14 protein-coding genes are annotated in these 18,896 nt (G+C 71.7%); 9 read left to right on the top strand and 5 right to left on the bottom strand.

Going from position 1 to position 18,896, the window contains the following annotated elements; all coding sequences use genetic code 11:
* Positions 1 to 266: 266 nt before the first annotated feature.
* The 5 genes from ACLQ2R_RS02540 (at position 267) to ACLQ2R_RS02560 (ending at position 7,035) form a co-directional block, all read left to right on the top strand.
* Positions 267 to 602, top strand: a complete 336-nt coding sequence (locus ACLQ2R_RS02540; RefSeq protein WP_425957615.1) for an ArsR/SmtB family transcription factor — start codon at positions 267 to 269, stop codon at positions 600 to 602.
* Entirely contained in the window at positions 599 to 1,057 is a 459-nt protein-coding gene (locus ACLQ2R_RS02545) for an SRPBCC family protein (RefSeq protein WP_425957616.1), read from the top strand. Before ACLQ2R_RS02540 ends, ACLQ2R_RS02545 begins: the two co-directional genes overlap by 4 nt.
* Before the next feature lie 453 nt (positions 1,058 to 1,510).
* Complete coding sequence (locus ACLQ2R_RS02550; protein ID WP_425957617.1) at positions 1,511 to 2,659, top strand: polysaccharide deacetylase family protein; 1,149 nt, start codon at positions 1,511 to 1,513, stop codon at positions 2,657 to 2,659.
* 327 nt (positions 2,660 to 2,986) lie between these two features.
* Positions 2,987 to 5,026, top strand: a complete 2,040-nt coding sequence (locus ACLQ2R_RS02555; protein ID WP_425957618.1) for a cellulose binding domain-containing protein — start codon at positions 2,987 to 2,989, stop codon at positions 5,024 to 5,026.
* A gap of 380 nt (positions 5,027 to 5,406) precedes the next feature.
* Positions 5,407 to 7,035 carry an ABC-F family ATP-binding cassette domain-containing protein gene (locus tag ACLQ2R_RS02560; RefSeq protein WP_425957619.1) on the top strand — a complete coding sequence of 543 codons (1,629 nt, stop codon included), beginning with the start codon at positions 5,407 to 5,409 and terminating at the stop codon, positions 7,033 to 7,035.
* Between the two features lie 110 nt (positions 7,036 to 7,145).
* On the opposite strand, the gene ACLQ2R_RS02565 is transcribed toward ACLQ2R_RS02560, so the two are convergent.
* Entirely contained in the window at positions 7,146 to 8,627 is a 1,482-nt protein-coding gene (locus ACLQ2R_RS02565; RefSeq protein WP_425957620.1) for an MDR family MFS transporter, read from the bottom strand.
* A 488-nt stretch (positions 8,628 to 9,115) separates the two neighbouring features.
* Between ACLQ2R_RS02565 and ACLQ2R_RS02570 the strand changes: the two genes are divergently transcribed.
* On the top strand, positions 9,116 to 12,328 hold the full coding sequence (locus tag ACLQ2R_RS02570; RefSeq protein ID WP_425957621.1) for an ATP-binding protein: 3,213 nt from the start codon (positions 9,116 to 9,118) through the stop codon (positions 12,326 to 12,328).
* A 26-nt stretch (positions 12,329 to 12,354) separates the two neighbouring features.
* On the opposite strand, the gene ACLQ2R_RS02575 is transcribed toward ACLQ2R_RS02570, so the two are convergent.
* Positions 12,355 to 13,551, bottom strand: a complete 1,197-nt coding sequence (locus tag ACLQ2R_RS02575; protein WP_425957622.1) for an RNA-guided endonuclease InsQ/TnpB family protein — start codon at positions 13,549 to 13,551, stop codon at positions 12,355 to 12,357.
* A 34-nt stretch (positions 13,552 to 13,585) separates the two neighbouring features.
* Here ACLQ2R_RS02575 and ACLQ2R_RS02580 point away from each other — a divergent pair, with 34 nt between their 5' ends.
* Positions 13,586 to 13,756: a hypothetical protein gene (locus ACLQ2R_RS02580; protein WP_425957623.1), complete on the top strand. Its 171-nt coding sequence runs from the start codon at positions 13,586 to 13,588 to the stop codon at positions 13,754 to 13,756.
* 47 nt (positions 13,757 to 13,803) lie between these two features.
* On the opposite strand, the gene ACLQ2R_RS02585 is transcribed toward ACLQ2R_RS02580, so the two are convergent.
* The 3 genes from ACLQ2R_RS02585 to ACLQ2R_RS02595 form a co-directional block, all read right to left on the bottom strand.
* Positions 13,804 to 14,640: an ABC transporter permease gene (locus ACLQ2R_RS02585; protein WP_425957624.1), complete on the bottom strand. Its 837-nt coding sequence runs from the start codon at positions 14,638 to 14,640 to the stop codon at positions 13,804 to 13,806.
* Positions 14,637 to 15,767, bottom strand: a complete 1,131-nt coding sequence (locus ACLQ2R_RS02590; RefSeq protein ID WP_425957625.1) for an ATP-binding cassette domain-containing protein — start codon at positions 15,765 to 15,767, stop codon at positions 14,637 to 14,639. The genes ACLQ2R_RS02585 and ACLQ2R_RS02590 overlap by 4 nt, the downstream gene beginning before the upstream one ends.
* 170 nt (positions 15,768 to 15,937) lie before the next feature.
* On the bottom strand, positions 15,938 to 17,038 hold the full coding sequence (locus tag ACLQ2R_RS02595; RefSeq protein WP_425957626.1) for an RDD family protein: 1,101 nt from the start codon (positions 17,036 to 17,038) through the stop codon (positions 15,938 to 15,940).
* Between the two features lie 168 nt (positions 17,039 to 17,206).
* Here ACLQ2R_RS02595 and ACLQ2R_RS02600 point away from each other — a divergent pair, with 168 nt between their 5' ends.
* Both ACLQ2R_RS02600 and ACLQ2R_RS02605 read left to right on the top strand, forming a co-directional pair.
* Positions 17,207 to 17,797, top strand: coding sequence for a hypothetical protein (locus ACLQ2R_RS02600; RefSeq protein WP_425957627.1), 591 nt, complete (start codon positions 17,207 to 17,209; stop codon positions 17,795 to 17,797).
* Between the two features lie 211 nt (positions 17,798 to 18,008).
* On the top strand, positions 18,009 to 18,872 hold the full coding sequence (locus ACLQ2R_RS02605) for a S1C family serine protease (RefSeq protein WP_425957628.1): 864 nt from the start codon (positions 18,009 to 18,011) through the stop codon (positions 18,870 to 18,872).
* Positions 18,873 to 18,896: the final 24 nt, after the last annotated feature.

Consider the following 18,896-nt stretch of genomic DNA (forward strand, 5'->3'; position numbering starts at 1 on the left):
CACACCCGATCGTCGCGTCGGCCCGCTCACGAGGTTCCGTCCCCCGATCGACGCATCGGCCCCCTCGCGAGAAACCACACCCGGCCATCACGCCGGCCCGCTCACAAGGTCCCGTCCCCGGTCGTCACGTCGGCCCACCCGCGTCAAGCCGCCTCCCGGCCGTCCGGTCCGGCCGGCCGTGGATGTGTCCCGTCCAGGAAAAGGGCGTACCGGATCGGCGGTCCTCGTTATTGCACCTTTCGGTTCAGTGTCATAAGCTGAACCACATGGTTCAGCATTTGGCGCTCGATCGGGCGTTCTCGGCGCTGGCGGACGCGACCCGACGGCAGATCCTGACCCGCCTGGCCGAAGGGCCCGCCTCGATCGGCGAGCTGGCCGAGCCGTTCGGCATGTCACTGACCGGCATGAAGAAACACGTGCTCGTCCTGGAGAACGCCGGCCTGGTCGTCACCGAGAAGGTCGGCCGGTCACGGCAGTGCCGCCTGGGAGCCGAACGACTGGAGGACGCCATGGCCTGGATCTCCTTCTACCAACGCCTGTGGGAACGCAGGCTCGACGGCCTCGACGCCTACTTCACCCTTGAGAAGGGAACCGAACAATGACCGGACAGACCAGCACCGCGCAGCTGCGGATGACACGCCTGCTCCCCGCCACCCCCAAGGAGGTCTTCGACGCCTACACCGACGCGGAGAAGCAGAAGATCTGGTTCAGCATTCTCGACGAGACCCCCGGCGTCGTCGAGATCGAGGTCGACCTGCGGGTCGGCGGCCGGCAGACCGCCGTCTGGGGGCCGGACCGCGACACCCTGTTCCGCGAGACGCAGACCTTCGTGGTCATCGACCCCCCGCACCGCCTCGTCACCGAGTCCACCGGCAGCAGCCCGGACGGGTCGACCATGACGACGACGGTCGAGGTCACCTTCGAGGAGCACGAGAAGGGAACGCTCCTCACCGTGGTGCAGAGCGGGTTCCCCGACGCCGAGACGCTCGACTTCTTCACCCAGCACGTCTGGAACGGGGCGTTCGCTCGCATCGAGGCCTACCTCCTCCGCCCGTAGTGGTGGCCGCTCGCGCCCGCCACGGTCGCGGGACTCCTGGCGCCGCGCGGGCCCGGCCACCGGCCGGACGACTGAAGCACCTGCACGGCAGGTGCGGCGCGCCCGGAGCATCCGAGGAAGCTCGCACGTCCCCGCCCACCTGCGCGGCGACCGCAGCCGTCGACGATCCGGATATCGATTTCCGAAACTTTCGACTGCTTATCAGCAGGTCTGCACACACGACAAACCTATGAAACATTCATTTTGCCGAAACATTCCGGCAATCTATTGACACATTTCATAGGCATTCACAGAATAAGTCCCGAGTGGAGTTCTTCACACCTTCACCCGGGTGACCGACGACAGACCGCGAGCTCAACGCGGCCCTGTGACCTGCGTGTACCGGCCCTGGTCCGCCACGGCCGGTGCACGCGCATCCCCCTCTCCGATCGGTGTTCCAGTGGAGGAACAGACATGATCGACCACTTTCCCGCCCCCGGCGGGTTCCGGAAACGCCGTACGGGCATCCGGAACGCGCTCGTCACCGGCCTCGCGGGAATCCTCGGCGCGGCGTTCGCCGTGCCCCTGTCAGCACCGGCCGACGCCACCGTCACCCTCGGCGCGGCGGGAAAGGACCGCCACATCGGCACCGACGTAACCACCGGCCGGGTCGGTGACCCGTCGTCCGCGAGCGACGCGCGCGCCGCGGGTCCCGGCGACTGCACCGCCGGATACGTCGGCCTGACCTTCGACGACGGCCCCAACCCCGGCACCACCACCGCCCTGCTGAACGCGCTCACCGCGAACGGGGTGCGGGCCACGATGTTCAACGTCGGCCAGAACGCCCAGAACAACGCCTCGCTGGTCAGGGCACAGCAGGACGCCGGCATGTGGATCGGCAACCACAGCTGGACCCACCCGCACCTGACCCGGATGAGCGTCCCGCAGATACAGTCCGAGCTCCAGCGGACCCAGCAGGCCCTCCAGCAGGTCACCGGGACCGCGCCGAGGCTCTTCCGGCCCCCGTACGGGGAGACCGACGCCACCGTCCGGTCGGTCGAACAGCAGCTCGGTCTCACCGAGGTCCTCTGGGACGTCGACTCCCAGGACTGGAACGGCGCGAGCACCGCCCAGATCGTGCAGGCCGCGCGCACCCTCCAGAACGGCCAGATCATCCTCATGCACGACACCTACGCGACGACGATCGCCGCGATCCCGCAGATCGCCGCGGACCTCAGGAGCCGGAACCTGTGCGCGGGCATGATCTCACCGTCGACCGGCAGGGCGGTCGCCCCGGGCGGCGGCACCGGCCCGACCCCCACCCCCACCCCTACGCCCACGGTGACCCCGCCCGGTGGTTGCACGGCCACGATCTCCCCGGGACAGCAGTGGGGTGACCGGTTCAACCTGTCGGTCACCGTCTCGGGCAGCAGCGCGTGGGTCGTCACGGTGACCGTGCGCAGCCCGCAGAGGGTCATCGCCACCTGGAACGGCACCCCGAGCTGGGACGCGAGTGGCAACGTCATGACGATGAGGCCGAACGGCAACGGCAACACCTTCGGCTTCACGATCCAGCACGGCGGGAACCGGACCTGGCCCTCCGTCTCCTGCCGCGTCGCCTGAGACCCGCACCACCTCAGGCCCGGCCCTCTGAGACCCGCACCCCTGAGACCCGCACCACCTGAGACCCGCACCGCCTCAGGTCCGCACCCCTGAGACCCGCAAAACTTGGGACCCGCACCGCCTCAGGTCCGCACCGCTTGAGGCCCGCAACGCTTGAGGCCCGCAACGGCCGAGGCCCGCACCGGCACCCTCTCCCCGTACCGACCCGCCGATGTGAAACTTTCACCGACGGTTGACGGATGTGAGGCGACCGCTCATGATCATGTTGCCTCCGGGTCAGGAGGGGGTGTCGTGTGAATGCCACTATCCGTTGCCCGAGGTGCACCGATGCCAAGAACCCTGTTACGAGCCGCGTCCGCCGTACTGCTGACGCTGGCCGCCCTGAACGTCCCCGCGGCGCATGCCGAAGATGTCCCCCCGGTCGAGGTGACCGTCAACGCCCGTGCCGCGCTCGCCACCGTCCCCGAGACCGGCATCGGCACCAACCACGCGATCTGGGACACGCAACTGGGCAACGACACGACCGCCGACCTGCTCAAGGACGCGGGCGTGAAGGTGCTGCGCTACCCCGGCGGCTCGTACTCCGACATCTACCACTGGGCCGACCATACCGCTCCCGGCGGCTACGTGGCCCCCAACACCGACTTCGACACCTTCATGCGCGGCGTCCGGCGCACCGGGGCGCAGCCGATGGTGACCGCCAACTACGGCACCGGTACGGCGCAGGAGGCCGCGGCCTGGGTCCGGTACGCCAACGTCACCAAGGACTACGGCGTCAAGTACTGGGAGATCGGCAACGAGAACTACGGCAACGGCCGCTACGGCGAGCCCTGGGAGGCCGACAACCACGCCGACAAGAGCCCCGCCGAGTACGCGCGCCACGTCGTGGCCTACTCCGACGCGATGAAGGCCGTCGACCCGACCATCAAGATCGGCGCCGTGCTGACCACGCCGGCCAACTGGCCCGACGCCATCGTCGCCGACGGCGACGCCGGGAGCTGGAACGACGTCGTCCTGGCCGCCGCCGGATCGAAGATCGACTTCGTGATCCTGCACTGGTACCCCGCCGCCTTCGACAAGGCCGGGCACATCCCCGACATGATCGAACTCACTCGCCGGCAGATCGCCAGGCACGTCGGGGCGGGCTCGGAGCGGATCGGCATCGCGATGACCGAGTTCAACACCGGGTCGAACAGCGGCGGCACGACGACCCAGCCCGGCGCGCTGGCCGCCGCCGACACCTACGCGACGCTGCTCGCCAACGGGGTGTTCACGGTCGACTGGTGGAACGTCCGCAACGGCATCGGCACCGTCACGCAGGTCGAGGGGCACACCGACTACGGCGACTTCGGCCTGCTGTCGAGCGGGACGTGCACCGCCGACAACAGCGTCTGCGAACCGGCGGTGAACACGCCCTTCGCGCCGTACTACGCGCTGCAGATGGTGAGCAGGTTCGCCCGTCCCGACGACCGGTTCGTCCGGGCCGCGACCGACCAGGCGAAGGTCGCCGCGCACGCCGTGCGCCGGCCCAACGGCGACCTGGCCGTCCTGCTGATCAACTCCTCGTCCGACACGTCCTACCCGGTCGAGATCGACTACACCGGCTTCAGCCCGGCGTCCGGGGCACCCACCGTGCTGACCCACACCAACGGCGCCACGAGCATCACCACCGCGACCACGGGCAGCGCGACCGCCCAGACGCTGCCGCCGCTGTCGATGACCACGATCGTCCTGCGTCCCTCCTCGGTCCAGCCCGGCCTGCCGGGCGCGCCGGGACAGCCCGCGGTCTCGGCCGTGACGGACACCACCGCCACGATCTCCTGGCCCGCCGCCTCCGCCGGCACGCGCCCGGTCGTGAAGTACGAGGTCAGCCGCCAGAACGGGGCCGTCAGCGAGCAGATCGGCGAGACGGGCGGCACCTCCCTCACCGTGCACAACCTGAAGCCGGGCACGCGGTACACGGTCAACGTGATCGCGCGTGACGGCGGCGGCGGCACCTCGGCGCCGTCCCTGCCGCTGACGTTCACGACCGGCACGCCCGCCTCCAGCGGGTGCTCGGTACGCCTGACCAAGCAGTCCGACTGGTCCAGCGGCTACGTCGGCGCCATCGACATCACCAACAACGGCGCGCCGATCAACGGCTGGACCCTGGCCTTCGCCTGGCCCAGGACGTGGCAGAGCCTGGGCAGCGGCTGGAGCGCCGTCTGGACGCAGACCGGGCAGAACGTCAAGGTCGTCAACGAGCCCGGCAACGGCTCGCTGGCCACCGGCGCGACGGCCACGGTCGGCTTCGTCGGCAACTACAGCGGCCCGAACACGCTGCCCGCCGTCTTCACCCTCAACGGAACCGTCTGCACGACCCGCTAACGACGACGGGGCCGTCCCTCCCCCCGGACGGCCCCGTCCTTTCCGCACGAACCCCGGCCCCGCACCCTCCCGAACGCCCCCGGCGCCCTTCCCGCAGACCCGCACCCCCCGCGCGTGCCGGTCACGACACGCGCCCGTCCGCGTCATCGTGTTGACACCCCCCGCGTCCCGCTCGTACCGTTCAAAGGTCCCTGTCGTCGTCGATCGGAGTGGACGTTGTACGTCTGAGGTTGAGACACCGTGCCGCGCAGCGCCCGTCCGTCGCTGTCCGCGTGCCCGTGTGCGACCTCGGCCGCAGCGCCGTCCGCCCGGCAGGGATCCCTCCCTTCGCGGTGTCTCCATCCGTCGCCCTGTTCTCCTCGCAGCGACCGGAGGCCCCCATGTCTCATACCCCCACCTTTCTCACCTGCGCGTCCCTCTCCTTCGCCTGGCCCGACGGGACGACCGTCTTCGACGATCTCCAGCTGGCCGTCGGCCCCGGCAGGACCGGCCTGATCGGGCTCAACGGCTCGGGCAAGTCGACCCTGTTGCGGCTGCTGGCCGGTGAGCTCACCCCCTCCGCGGGCACGGTCAGGGCCTCCGGCGACATCGGCTACCTCCCGCAGACGGTCGTCCTCGACACCGGCCTGCGGGTGGACGAGGTCCTCGGCGTCGCCGCCGCACGGGCCGGGCTGCTCGCCATCGAGGCGGGTGACCCGGGCGAGGAGCACTTCGCCGCGGTCGGCGACGACTGGGACGTCGAGGAACGGGCCCGCGCCACCCTCGACCAGCTCGGGCTCGGGCACATCGGCCTCGACCGCACCGTCGGCGAGCTGTCGGGCGGCGAGTGCGTCCTGCTCCGGCTCGCCGCGCTGCTGCTGGCGCGCCCCGCCGTCCTCCTGCTGGACGAGCCGACCAACGATCTCGACCTGTTCGCCAGGGAGCGGCTGTACGCGACCGTGGAATCCTGGTCCGGCGTGATGGTCGTGGTGAGCCACGACCGCGCCCTGCTGGAGCGCGTCGACCGGATCGCCGACCTGCGCGACGGCGAGGTGCGGTGGTACGGCGGGACCTACTCCGCCTACGAGGAGGCGCTGGCCCAGGAGCAGGAGGCCGCCGAGCGGATGGTGCGGGTCGCCGAGGCCGACGTGCAGCGGCAGAAGCGGGAACTGGCCGACGCCCACGTGAAACTGGCCAGACGGGTGCGGTACGGCCAGAAGATGTACGACACGAAACGGGAGCCGCGGACCATCATGAAGGCGCGCAGGCGTGCCGCGCAGGTGTCCGCGGGCAAGCACAGGATCATGCACACCGAGAAGCTCGCGGAGGCCAGGGAGCGCCTCGACGAGGCGGTGGAGGCCGTACGCGACGACGACGAGATCAGGATCGAGCTGCCGCGCACCGTCGTCCCGGCGGACCGGGCGGTCCTGACCCTGCGCGACCCGCGCCTGCGGTACGGGTCCGCGGCCGGCGCGACCGTGGGGGAGGCAGGCGGCGGAACCTTCGAGAAGGCGGGCGGCGGGCTGGACGTCCACGGTCCGGAACGGATCTCCCTGACCGGGCGCAACGGCTCGGGCAAGACGACCCTGCTGCGCACGATCGCGGGAGAGCTGGAGCCGCTCTCCGGCGAGGTGCGGGTCCACGTCCCGCTGCGTTTCCTGCCGCAGCGGCTCGACATCCTGGACGACTCCCTGAGCGTGGTCGAGAACGTGGCCCGTTTCGCGCCGGCGGCGACGAACAACGCGATCCGTGCCCGGCTCGCGCGTTTCCTCTTCCGGGGGGCGGGCGCCGACCGGCCGGTCGGCACGCTCTCGGGCGGGGAGCGTTTCCGCGCCTCACTGGCGGCGCTGCTGCTGGCGGAACCCGCGCCACAGCTGCTCCTGCTGGACGAGCCGACCAACAACCTGGATCTGGCGAGCGTCAGACGGCTCACCGCGGCGCTGGAGGCGTACGAGGGCGCGCTGATCGTCGCGAGCCACGACGTGCCGTTCCTGGACTCGATCGGCATCACCCGCCGCCTGACCCTCTGAACCCCGAACGGCCGGTCCTCCCCCGGAGGACCGGCCGCCCGCTCACCGGGGTGGGCGCACCGGCCGATCCGGCTCGGGAAAGGCGCCTTCGGGCTTTCGTGGTGTCGTCGTCAGGCCGGCACCATCGGCTGGGTCTCCGCCTCGTCCTCTTCCACGTCGTCGGCGGCGGCCGCGCGGGCGGGCAGGAGGAGGGCGGTGACGACCACGATCACGGACAGCGCCGCGCCGATGATGAAGGCCAGCCGCATGCCGTCGAGGTCGGCGAGCACCTTCGTGACCCCCGCGGACGCCAGGGTCTCGGATCGCGCGCTCATCACGGTGACGACGAGCGCGGTGCCGATGGCGGCGGCGACCTGCTGCAGCGTGCTCAGGATCGAGCTGGCGTGGGAGTAGAGCGGTGAGGGAACCGCTCCGAGCCCGAGGGTGAACACCGGGGTGAAGGTCGCGGCCAGGCTCACCATCAGCAGCGCGTGCAGGCCGAGGAGCTGCCAGATCGGCATGGTCATCGTGATCTGGGTGAAGCCGGTGAGCGCGAGCGTGATGCCGATCGCGCCGGGGACGACCAGGACGCGGCCGCCGAACCGGTCAAACAGGCGGCCGATGGTCGGCCCGAGCAGTCCCATCGCGAGGCCGCCCGGCATCACGAGGAGCCCGGTCTGCAGGGCACTGAGCCCGCGCACGTTCTGCAGGTACAGCGGCAGCAGGATCATGGATCCCAGCATCGCCATGAAGGCCACCGACATCAGGATCAGCGCGACCGTGTAGGTGCGGTACCGCAGGGTGCGCAGGTCCAGCAGCGGCACGTCGCGCTTCTGCAGCGACAGCTGGCGCAGCACGAAGACGACGATGGCGGCCAGGCCGGCCACCACGATCGCGACGGCGGTGCCGGTGTCGCCGCCCTCGAACCGGCTGAGCCCGTAGACCAGGCCGCCGAAGCCCGCGGCGGCGGTCACCACGCTCAGCCAGTCGACGGTGCTGTACTTGGCCTCGCCGACGTTCTTGAGCTGCTTCAGGCCGAACCAGGTGATCACGGCGGCGATGGGGAACACCACGGCGAACAGCAGCCGCCAGGACCCGAACTGCAGGATCACCCCCGAGACCGTCGGGCCCATGGCGGGCGCGACCGAGATGGCCAGCGACAGGGTGCCCATCACGCGGCCCCGGTCCCTCTCCGGCACCACCTGCATCAGCGTGGTCATCAGCAGCGGCATCATCACGGCCGTCCCGGACGCCTGGACGATGCGCGCGCCCAGCAGCACCTCGAACGACGGTGCGACGCCGGCCAGCGCCGTGCCGGCCAGGAACAGGCCCATCGCGGTGGCGTACGCGGTGCGGGTGGACACCCGCTGCAGGAACCACCCGGTGATCGGGATGACGGCGGCCATGGTCAGCATGAACGCGGTCGAGAGCCACTGCGCGGTCTGCTCGGTGATCTTCAACGCTTCCATCAGCCGTGGGATCGCGTTGATCATGATCGTCTCGTTGAGGATGACCACGAAGGTGGCGAGCACCAGCAACCGGATCACGGGCGGGGTGCGACCCGGGACGGCGGTCGCGGGCGTGGCGGGTGAGTCGGACTGCGGGATGTGCACGGCTCCTCAATCGGGGTCGTCGATCACGGCACGGTCATGGCCGGGGTTCCAGCCGCGGGGCTCGGAAGAAGTCGTCGTCCCGTAAGAGTGACGGACGGCACCGACAGAATTCATCGCCCTTCCTCAGCATTTCGGTGGGCGGCGAGGAATGTCATCAGGTTTTTCCCGGCGGACGACACCCCCGGCGCGCGCTAGGCGATCCGGATCGTCCCGTGACCTGCGCGAACACCGCGCGCATCACATCCGGGCACGGATCGCCACGGTGACGAGCGCCACGAACCGGTAAAAGGACTCCGACGGTGAGGGACCGCCCGCGCTCGGGCGTACGGCCGCCGGGAGGACCTGGAGGACTCCCCGCCCGGCCGCGGCACCCCGCCCGGGGGCAGGCGGCGAGCCGCGCGGAGGACGCCCCGGCCACGACGGCCCCCGCGGACGGTGCCGCAGGGGGATTCCCGGGTTCCGCCGCGACCTGTCCGTAAGCTGGGGGTGTGTCCCCCGCCCTGGTCCTGCTCGACGGCGTCCGCTGGCAGGGTGCGCGCGTGGTCGGCGATCGCGCGCGCACCCTGCTGGCCGTGCTCGCCCTGCACGGGCGCGCGGGAGCCGGTGAGGGGCACCTGATCGAGGAGCTGTGGCCCGACGAGGCCCCGGCCAACCCGGCGAAGGCGCTGCAGGTGGTCGTCTCGCGGACCAGGGCGGCGACCCGCGGCGACGTCGTGGTGCGGACCCCGCGTGGTTACCGGCTGGGGCTGCCCGCCGACCAGGTGGACGCGCTGCTGCTCGGCGCGCTGGTGGAGCGGGCACGGGCCGCGCTGGGCGAGGACGACACGGCGCTCGCGCGCCGCCGCGCCGAGGAGGCGATGGGCCTGGTGGCCGGCGGCCCGGACGGCGGCTCGGGCGGCGGGCCGGACGGCGCCACGGGCCCGCTCGCCGAGCTGAGGGACGCCGCGGCGGGGTGGGCGGCCGAGGCGCGACGGGTGGCGGCGATCGCGCGAGGCCGGAGCGGCGCCCACGAGAGCGCGCTGCCGCTGCTGGAGGAGGTCGCGGCCGACCGGCCGCACGACGAGGAACTGCTCGCCTGCCTGCTGCGCAGCGAGGCCGCCGTACGAGGCGCCGCCACCGCCCTGGAACGCTACGAGCGCTACCGCACGGGCGTGGCCGCGCGGCTCGGCACCGGGCCGGGGCCAGAGCTGACCCGCGTGCACGCCGGACTCCTGGTCGCCGACCGGCCGGTGCGCGAGGGCATCCTGTTCGACGCCTCCCCGCTGCTCGGCCGCGACGACGACATCCGCGCGGTGCACGCCCTGCTGCAGACGAACCGGGTGGTCTCCGTCGTCGGCCCCGGCGGGCTGGGCAAGACGCGGCTGGCCCACGTCGTCGGCAGGAACGCCGCACAGCCCGTCGCCCACTTCGTCGAGCTCGTCGGCGTCTCCTCGCCGGAGAGCGTGGTGGGCGAGGTGGGCTCGGCGCTCGGGGTCCGGGACTCGGTCGGCGCGCGCCGTGTCATGACCGCCGGGCGGCGCTCCGACGTGCGCGCCCGGATCGCCGAGCATCTCGACCAGGCTCCGGCGCTGCTGATCCTGGACAACTGCGAGCACGTGATCGAGGCCGTCGCCGCCCTGGTGTCGTTCCTGACCGTGACGACCCGCGACCTGCGGGTGCTCGTCACCTCGCGCGCCCCGCTGTCGATCCCCGCCGAGCGCGTCTACCCGCTCGGGGAGCTGCCCGCGGGCGACGCGGCCGCGTTGTTCCGCCAGCGCGCCACGGCCGCCCGCCCGGACGCGCTGATCGACGAGGGAGCGGTTCAGAGGGTCGTCGCCCGCCTCGACGGGCTGCCGCTCGCGATCGAGCTGGCCGCGGCCAAGGTGCGGACGATGTCGGTGGAGGAGATCGCGCGGCGCCTGGCGGACCGGTTCGCCCTGCTGCGCGGCGGGAACCGTACGGCCCCCGACCGGCACCGGACGCTGCTCGCGGTCATCGACTGGTCGTGGAACCTGCTCCGGGAGCCGGAGCGGCGGGCGTGGCGGTGGCTGTCGCTGTTCGGCGACGGTTTCACGCTGGCCGCGGCCGAGCACGTCCTCGGCCAGGACGCCCCGCACGCCGTGGACGCGCTGACCGAGCAGTCGATCCTGGGCGTCCGCGAGACGGCGTACGGACTGCGTTACCGGATGCTGGAGACCGTCAGGGAGTTCGGGCGGATGCGGCTGGGGGAGGCCGGGGAGGAGGAGGCCGCCCGGGAGGCGCAGCGGGCCTGGGCGACGGCGTACGTCCTCGGGCACGCCTTCGCGCTGTTCGGCCCGGAGCAGTTCGCGGCGGCCGACGCGCTGCGCGCCGAGGAGGGCAACCTCGCCGACCTGCTCCGCCAGGCTCTCGGCGAGAACGATCCGGTCACCACGGTCCAGCTGCTGACCGGCGTCGGCGCGCTGTGGTCGATCCGGGGCGACCACTCCCGCGTCCTCGTCCACCAGGACGCGATCATCCAGGTGATCACCGGCTGGACGCCGCCCCCGGATCTCGTCGGGCCGACCAGGGCCGCCGCGATCATCACGCTCATGAACGTCACGATCACCACCGAACGCCGTGCCGGCCCGCTGTACGACCTCCTGCGAAGGCTGCCCGCCGACGACACGGCGGACACCCGGGTGACGGCGATGGCCACGGTGCTGCTCGCGTGCGACGAGGCCGGCCGCGACGACATGCGCCGGCGGCTGGCGGAGCTGTGCCGCAGCACCGACCGTGACGTGGCCCTGGCGGCGGTACAGATGAGCACCCACGTCCTGGAGAACGCGGGGGACGTGAACGGGGCGATCGAGGCCGCCGAGCGGACCCTGACGATGCTCCGCGAGGGCGAGGGGCCGTGGGCCGCGGCGATCACGCACGCCGTGCTGGCCCACCTGACCATGCAGCTCGGCGACCGCCGCCGGGCGGTCGGGCACGCGCGGACCGCCCTCCCGGTGCTGAGCCGGCTCGGCGCCGGCGACGACGAGACCCAGCTCCGCTCGGTGCTGCTGATCTCCGCGCTCGCCGACGGCGATCTCGCCACCGCCGAGGCCGAGCTCGCCGAGATCACGCGGAACAACGACAACGAGGCGGTGCTCAGCGGGGTGGCGATCGGCTCGCTGTGCGCGGCCGAGATCGCCCTCGCCCGCGGCGAGACGGCCGCCGCGCTCGCGCAGTACCGCCTGGCCGTCCAGCGGGCGCACGCCCTGCGCCTGCCGGGCGTGCCGCACACGCAGCTCACACCGTGGTCGATCGCCGCGATGTCGGTCACCCTGACGGCGTACGCGCACCACGCCCCGCCCGAGGACGCCCGGTACGGCGAGGAGCTGTTCTCCGGCATCCTGGGTCACGACCTGCTGGCCGTGGAGAACCCGGTCCTGGACTACCCCCTGTGCGGCTCGATCATGTTCGCGCTCGGTTCCTGGGGGCTGCTGCGCGGGGCCGTGCCCCCTCGTGACGCGATCGGGCTGCTGGTGCTGGCCGAGCGGTTCGCGTACCACAACAGTCTTCCCAGCATGACCTTCGAGCGGATCGAACCGCACGCCGAGCGGGCCGCACCCGGGCTGGTCGCCGCCCTGCGGGCCGGGTACGGCGACCGTAACGGCCCCGACCTGCTCGACGAGGCGTGGGACCTCGTCGAACGGGTCCGCGGCCGTGCCGGGCGGGGGTCACAGGTGGCGCTTTTGACGCGCTCCCCGGACTGAAGGCCGGGGGTTCAGCCCGTGCCGCGTCATGCGGCACCTCTGTGGCTTCCTGCTTCGTCGGTGTCCGCCACCGCGAGCGGTGGTCCTACGTCACCTCCACAGGCGTTTAACCTCTCCGCCCGTCCGGCGGCGAGAACGTTGATCGCGGCGTTGACGTCCCGGTCGTGGGACGCGCCGCAGGCGCAGATCCACGACCGGACGTTCAACGGCATCGACCCGGCGACGGTGCCGCACGCCGAGCACAGCTTCGACGACGGGAACCACCGGTCGATCTTCGCGAAGATCCGCCCATACCGGACGGCCTTGTACTCCAGCATCGCGACGAACTGCGACCAGCCCGCGTCGTGCACACTCTTGGCCAGCTTCGTGCGGGCCAGGCCCGACACGGCCAGGTTCTCCACGTACACAGCTTGGTTGTCGCTGATCACCATGGTGGAGAGCTTGTGTGCCCAGTCCCGGCGCGTATCGGCCACGCGGGCGTGTGCGCGGGCGACCCTCACCCGCGCCTTGACCCGGTTCGCCGAACCCTTCTGCGTGCGGCTCAGCGCCTTTTGCGCTGTGCGGAGCTTCTTCGCGGCGCGCCGCAGAATGCGCGGGTTGCTGATCTTCCGGCCGTCCGACAGCACCGCGAAGTGCGTGAGCCCCAGGTCGATACCGACCTCGGACGCGACCGACGCAAAAGGCTCGTCGGCCGTCTCGACCACGAACGACGCGAAGTACCGCCCGGCCGCGTCCTTGATCACGGTGACCGACGACGGGTCCGACGGCAGAGCGCGTGACCAGCGCACCGGCACGTCCCCGATCTTCGGCAGGCGCAGCTTCCGGCTCGCTGTGACGGCGAAGCGGGCGTTCTTGGTGAAGCGAACCGCCTGCTGGTTGTCCTTCTTCGACCGGAACCGGGGGGCAGCGACCTTGCGGCCTCTTCGCTTCCCGGACAGGGAGGCGAAGAAGGTGCGGTAAGCGGTGTGCAGGTCCGCGAGCGCCTGCTGCAACACCACGGCCGACACCTCGCCCAGCCAGGCCCGTTCCGGCGTCAGTTTCGCTTGTGTGATGACCTGCTTGGACAGGTCACCGTCGCAGATGTACGGCAGGCCCGCCTCGTGGGCATCCCGGCGTGCGCGCAGCCCGTCGTTGAACACCGTCCGCGCGCACCCGAACGCCCGTGCCAGCGCATGGCGCTGGATGGCGTCGGGGTAGACCCGGTACCGGTAACGAAGCCGCACGGCACCAATGGTGCCCTGCCTTATGGCTGAGCGTATGAGTGTCCGACAACTCCGAGACCAACTGGGCCGCCGCATCGACGTCGCCCACTTCACCGGCGAACCCACCGTCGCAGAACGCCACGGCGACCCCCGCGCCGTTCTGGTGTCCTACATCTGGTGGGCCGAACGGCAAGACCCGAAAGGTCACGGCACGCTCGCGCCCTAGCGGGCACTCCCGCGCGGGCCTTCACCCCCGGCCTGAAGGCCGGAGCACTAGCCCGCATTTCGGTAGCTGCGCACCGACAGCGGCGCGAAGATCGCGATGACGATCAGGCCCGCCAGGAGCGTCCAGGCCACCTCCCCGCTGACGACGCCCCCGTTGGCGAGGTCGCGGGCGGCCGTGACCAGGTGTGAGACCGGGTTGACCCGTACGAACGCGGCCAGCCAGCCGGGCAGGGTCTCGACGGGGACGAACGCGTTCGACAGGAACGTCAGCGGGAACAGGATCATCATCGAGATGCCCTGCACGGCCTGGGCGCTCCGGGCGATCGTGCCGACCCAGGTGAACACCCACGCCAGCGACCAGCCCGTGAAGATCGCCAGCAGGATCGCGGCGAGCACGCCGCCCACCCCGCCGCCGGGACGGTAGCCCATCACCAGGCCCATGCCGAAGGTCAGGGTGGCCGCGATCGCGTACCGCAGCAGGTCGGCCACCATCGGGCCGGCGAGCGGTGCGACCCGGGCGATCGGCAGCGACTTGAACCGGTCGAAGACGCCCTTCTCCAGGTCCTCGCGGAGCTGGATGCCCGTGGCCATGCACGTCGTCAGCACGGTCTGGGCGAGGATGCCGGGGATCATCAGGGGGAGGTAGCTCTGCACGTCCCCGGAGATGGCGCCGCCGAAGAGGAAGGCGAACATCGCGGTGAACAGGAGCGGTTGCAGCGCCACGTCGAAGAACTGCTCGGGGTTGCGGCGCATCTTCTTGAGCGCCCGCCACGCCATCATCAGGGTCTGGCCCAGGGTCTCCCCCGCGGAGACGCGCCGCCGGGCGGCCGCCACGCGGTCGGCGGTACGGATCACCTCGCGGGCGGGTGCGGTCAGGGTGCTCATCGGTTCTCCTTCGTGCCGGTCTCGTCGTTCCCGCGGGTCCCGTTCACACCGGTCCCGTTCACACCGGTCCCGTTCTCGCCGGCCCCGTTCGCACCGGTTCGGTTCGCACCGGTCCCGTTCCCGCCGGTCCCGTTCCCGCCCGTGCCGTGGCCGGTGAGGGCGAGGAAGACCTCGTCCAGGCTGGGCTTGGCCACGCTCACCGAGGAGATCGACACCCCGGCGGTGCGCAGCGCGATCAGTACGTCCGCGGCCAGGTCGGCCCGGTCGAGGGCGACGGTGAGGCGGCCCCGCTCCGGGCTGAGGACCGGGTCGGAGCCGAGGACGCGCCGCACGACCTCCGCGGCGGCCGGCACCTCGTCCGGTTCGGCGAGCAGCACCTGGAGGGTGGAGTCGCCGACCGCGGTCTTCAGCTCGTCGGGGGTGCCCTCGGCGACCTTGCGGCCGTGGTCGATGACGGCGACGCGATCGGCGAGCTGGTCGGCCTCGTCCAGGTACTGCGTGGTCAGCAGCACCGTGCAGCCGTCGGCGACCAGGTCCCGGATGGTGTCCCACATCTGACCGCGCGTGCGCGGATCGAGACCGGTGGTCGGCTCGTCGAGGAAGATCAGCGGTGGCGTGGTGATCAGGCTGGCCGCCAGGTCGAGGCGCCGGCGCATGCCGCCGGAGAACTGCGCGATCGGCTTGTCGGCGGCGTCCTCCAGGCCGAACCGGCCCAGCAGCTCCGTGCAGACGCGCCGGGCGCGCGGCGCGGCGACGCCCTGCAGGCGGCTGAAGAGCCAGAGGTTCTCGCGGGCGGTCAGGTTCTCGTCGACCGACGCGTACTGCCCGGTGACGCCGACCAGTTGCCGGATCACGTGCGGGTCGCGGGCCACGTCGACCCCGAAGATCTCGGCGCGGCCCGCGTCGATCCCCGACAGGGTGGCCAGCATCCGCAACATGGTGGTCTTGCCGGCGCCGTTCGGGCCGAGGACACCGAAGATCTCGCCCGGGCGTACCTCCAGGTCGATCCCGTCGACGGCACGGTGCTCGCCGAACGTCTTCACGAGTCCTTGCGCGCGTACGGCCGGATGGGTGTCCCCGCCGGTGATCGGTCCACCCTCGCGGCGTCCGAGTTCTGTGATGCTCATGACCTCACTGTCGGTGAGACGGGTTTCACGCTGCCCTCGACCGGGTTTCACCGGTTTCAGGGAGACCGCGCGCGTACGGCCGGGTCGCTTCCGGGCGATCGACGTCGGCCGTGACGACTGCGCTCCGGACCGCTCAAGCCGGTCGCCGTCCCCGAGGGTAGGAAGTGGCCCTACGCGCGCACCACCGCGACGCCCAGCAGGCGGTCGTGGAGAACCCGGCCCTGCGGATCGAGGAGCGTCCACGCCCCGGTCACCAGAAGCCACCACAACCCGGCACCGGGAACGAGGACGAGCACGGGGAAGGCCAGCGTGCGAAGAGCCGTCCTTCCCGCCCCCGGCCGCCCGCCCGTTCGCGCGGCGACGACGCGGACGCCCAGCAGCCGCTTGCCGGGAGTCCGTCCCCACAGGGTGTGCTGCACCCAGAAGTAGAGGAACACCCCGGCCACGGTGACCAGGGGCGCGGGCCTCATGGCGCCCCCGGAGAGCAGTGCCTCGGTCCGCTCCAGGAATCCGGCCCCCGTACCCATCCTGAAGCCGGTGCCGATCCTGAGGCCGAGAAGCCATGCCAGTCCCATGACGGCACCGGGAACCGAGGCGATGATCAGATAGTCGGCCAGGGCCGCCACAGGCCGGCGCCACGTCATCCCGGCCTGCGATTCTGGCGGCTCCGGCCGACGCCGTGCCGTCCCGGCCCGCGACCCGTCCGGCTCGTCCGCGGTGACGGGCCGCGTCACCCGCGTCACCCGCGTCGCCCGCGTCACCCGCGTCGCCCGTGACGCGGCGAGCACCAGCGCCGCGGCCGCCAGGAGGCACAGCTGGGTGACCCCCCACCCTTCGGCCGCCCCGCTGAACCATTCGGCACTGAACAGCGGGATCGTCTCCCAGCAGATTCCCCCATATCCGTACAACGCCGCGAGGGGATCGACGGCCGCGATCAGGACGACAAGGCCCGCCACCCGCCGGCCCGTCACCCCGGGATCCCCGCGACGAAGACACGCGAGGAGGCCGAGAAGGATCACCAGCGTCGGGACCGCCCACCCGAGGGTGATCTCCCCGACCGTCTCGAGATCACTGCGCAGCGTGGCGAGCGGGGACGTCGTCGTTCCGCTGTCGAACCGGCACACGTACCCGTAGACCAGGTCGGGCCCTCCACCGGCCTGGCCGGGCTTGTCGAGATCGAGCCGTTCGCGCCGCATCTCCCACGTCGGGAAGGCCGCGACGACCGCGGCCGCCCCCCATACCGACCACGACAATCGGGAGAACTGCGGCACGATGATCCTTTCGCCCTGCGGAGCGACACCCTACCGACGTCCCGGCGAAGCCGCACGGGCCCAGCGAAGCCGCACGGGCCCCGCGGCCGAGACGACCGGTCGTCGCGGGTGACGGGCGCGCCGTCCGCGGCGACCGGTGTCATGTTCACGACCTCGACGGAGAACGACGTGGAATTCCAGCATCTGACACGGCACTACGAGACGGTCCTCCGGGCGCGTTCGGCCTGGCTGGGTGAAGGACTGGCCTGGACCGCCGTCCTGCCGGTCGGCGGCCCGCTGTCGCTGGAGGAGACGGTGTCCCGCCTGGTCGGCGGCGAGCGGCCGCCGTTGGTCGAGATGGAGGACGAGGAGGCGTACGAGGAGGGCACCGTCCTGCTGGAACGGACGGGGAACGCGACGATGATCGTCCAGACCTTCGGAAAGAACCACGTCTGGGAATCGGACGCTCTCGGGCGTCTCAGTGCGAACGCGCGGGTCTGGCATCTGGCGTGGGAGGTGACGAGGAACTCCCGGCTGATCCACGCCGCGCACGGGCAGGTTCTGGCAGAGGTCCCGCATCTGGATCCCGCCGACGTCAGGGGAGAGGACCCCGCCGCCATCGAAGCCGAGCTGGCGGCCCTGGGGTCGGTCGTCGACGCGCCCTGGCCGGCCTCGCAGGCCATGGCCATGGCCATCGTGGAGGGCCGTACCGGTGCGCGCCTGGACCAGGACTGGTTCGAGCGCCCTCATCCGGCCGTCGTCGTCGGTGAGCCCGAGTAGCCGCGCGACCCCGAGGAGCCACGGAGCTGGTGAGCCTCGCGACACCGGAGAACCAAAAAGCCGGGGAGCACACCGCCCGGTCCGTGGAAGAACCAGGCCGCCGATGCCTGATGAGCGGCCCGTCGCGCGGGCGGGCTTCGGGAACCGGTTCTCAGGGAGTTTTCAGGCGAAGTTTGTAGCACTTTCGGCTTAGATTTACGAGTATGGGGTGATGGAAGGCGCGCCGCAGGGGGCCGAGGCGGCCGAGGTTCGGGAAGCCGTGCCCGGGAAGGCCCGGCGCCTCGCCGCCGGGGGTGGCGCGCTCGTCGTCGTGGCGCTGCTCGCGTACTGGCTGGGAGGCGGGGGCGGGAACGGCGGGGAGGCCGCGCCCGCGCCGAGCGCGACGCCGACGCCCAGTGCGGCGCTCACGGTGCCCGACGTCTTCGAGAGGGTCGGGCCGTCGGTGGTGGTCGTCCAGGCCGGGAAGTCCCTCGGGACCGGGGTCATCGCGGCCGAGGACGGGACGATCCTGACGGCGCACCACGTCGTCGAAGGCGCCTCCGGCAAGGACGCGCCGGGCAAGGGGACGTCGGACAAGGACGCGAAGGACACAAAGGACGCGGAGGACGTCACCGTGACGTTCGCCGACGGCACCAGGGCCAAGGCCGTCGTGGCGTCGTCGGACCCCGAGCGCGACATCGCCACCCTCAAGCCCGCGAAGCTGCCGGAGATCCTCGTCCCGGCGACGCTCGGCGGCGCCGCGACCGTGGGCGCGCCCGTCGTGGCGATCGGCAATCCGCTGGGCCTGACCTACAGCGTCTCCACCGGCGTCGTGTCGGGCCTGAACCGCAGCGCCACCCGTACCGCCAAGGGCCGCGGCCTGAGCGGGCTCATCCAGTTCGACGCCTCCGCCAACCCGGGCAGCTCCGGCGGCCCCCTCCTGGACGCCCGCGGCCTGGTCATCGGGATCGTCGTCTCGATCGCCGACCCGGGGGGCGACGAGGCGTTCGCCGGCATCGCGTTCGCGGTGCCGATCGGCGCGGCCCTGGGCGGCGGTGACGGCGACGGACCACCGGGCGACGGACCCCAGATCTGACCGAAGCGCCACGCGAAGGAAGAC

The organism is Streptosporangium sp. DT93, from assembly GCF_049844535.1.
GTDB lineage: Bacteria > Actinomycetota > Actinomycetes > Streptosporangiales > Streptosporangiaceae > Streptosporangium.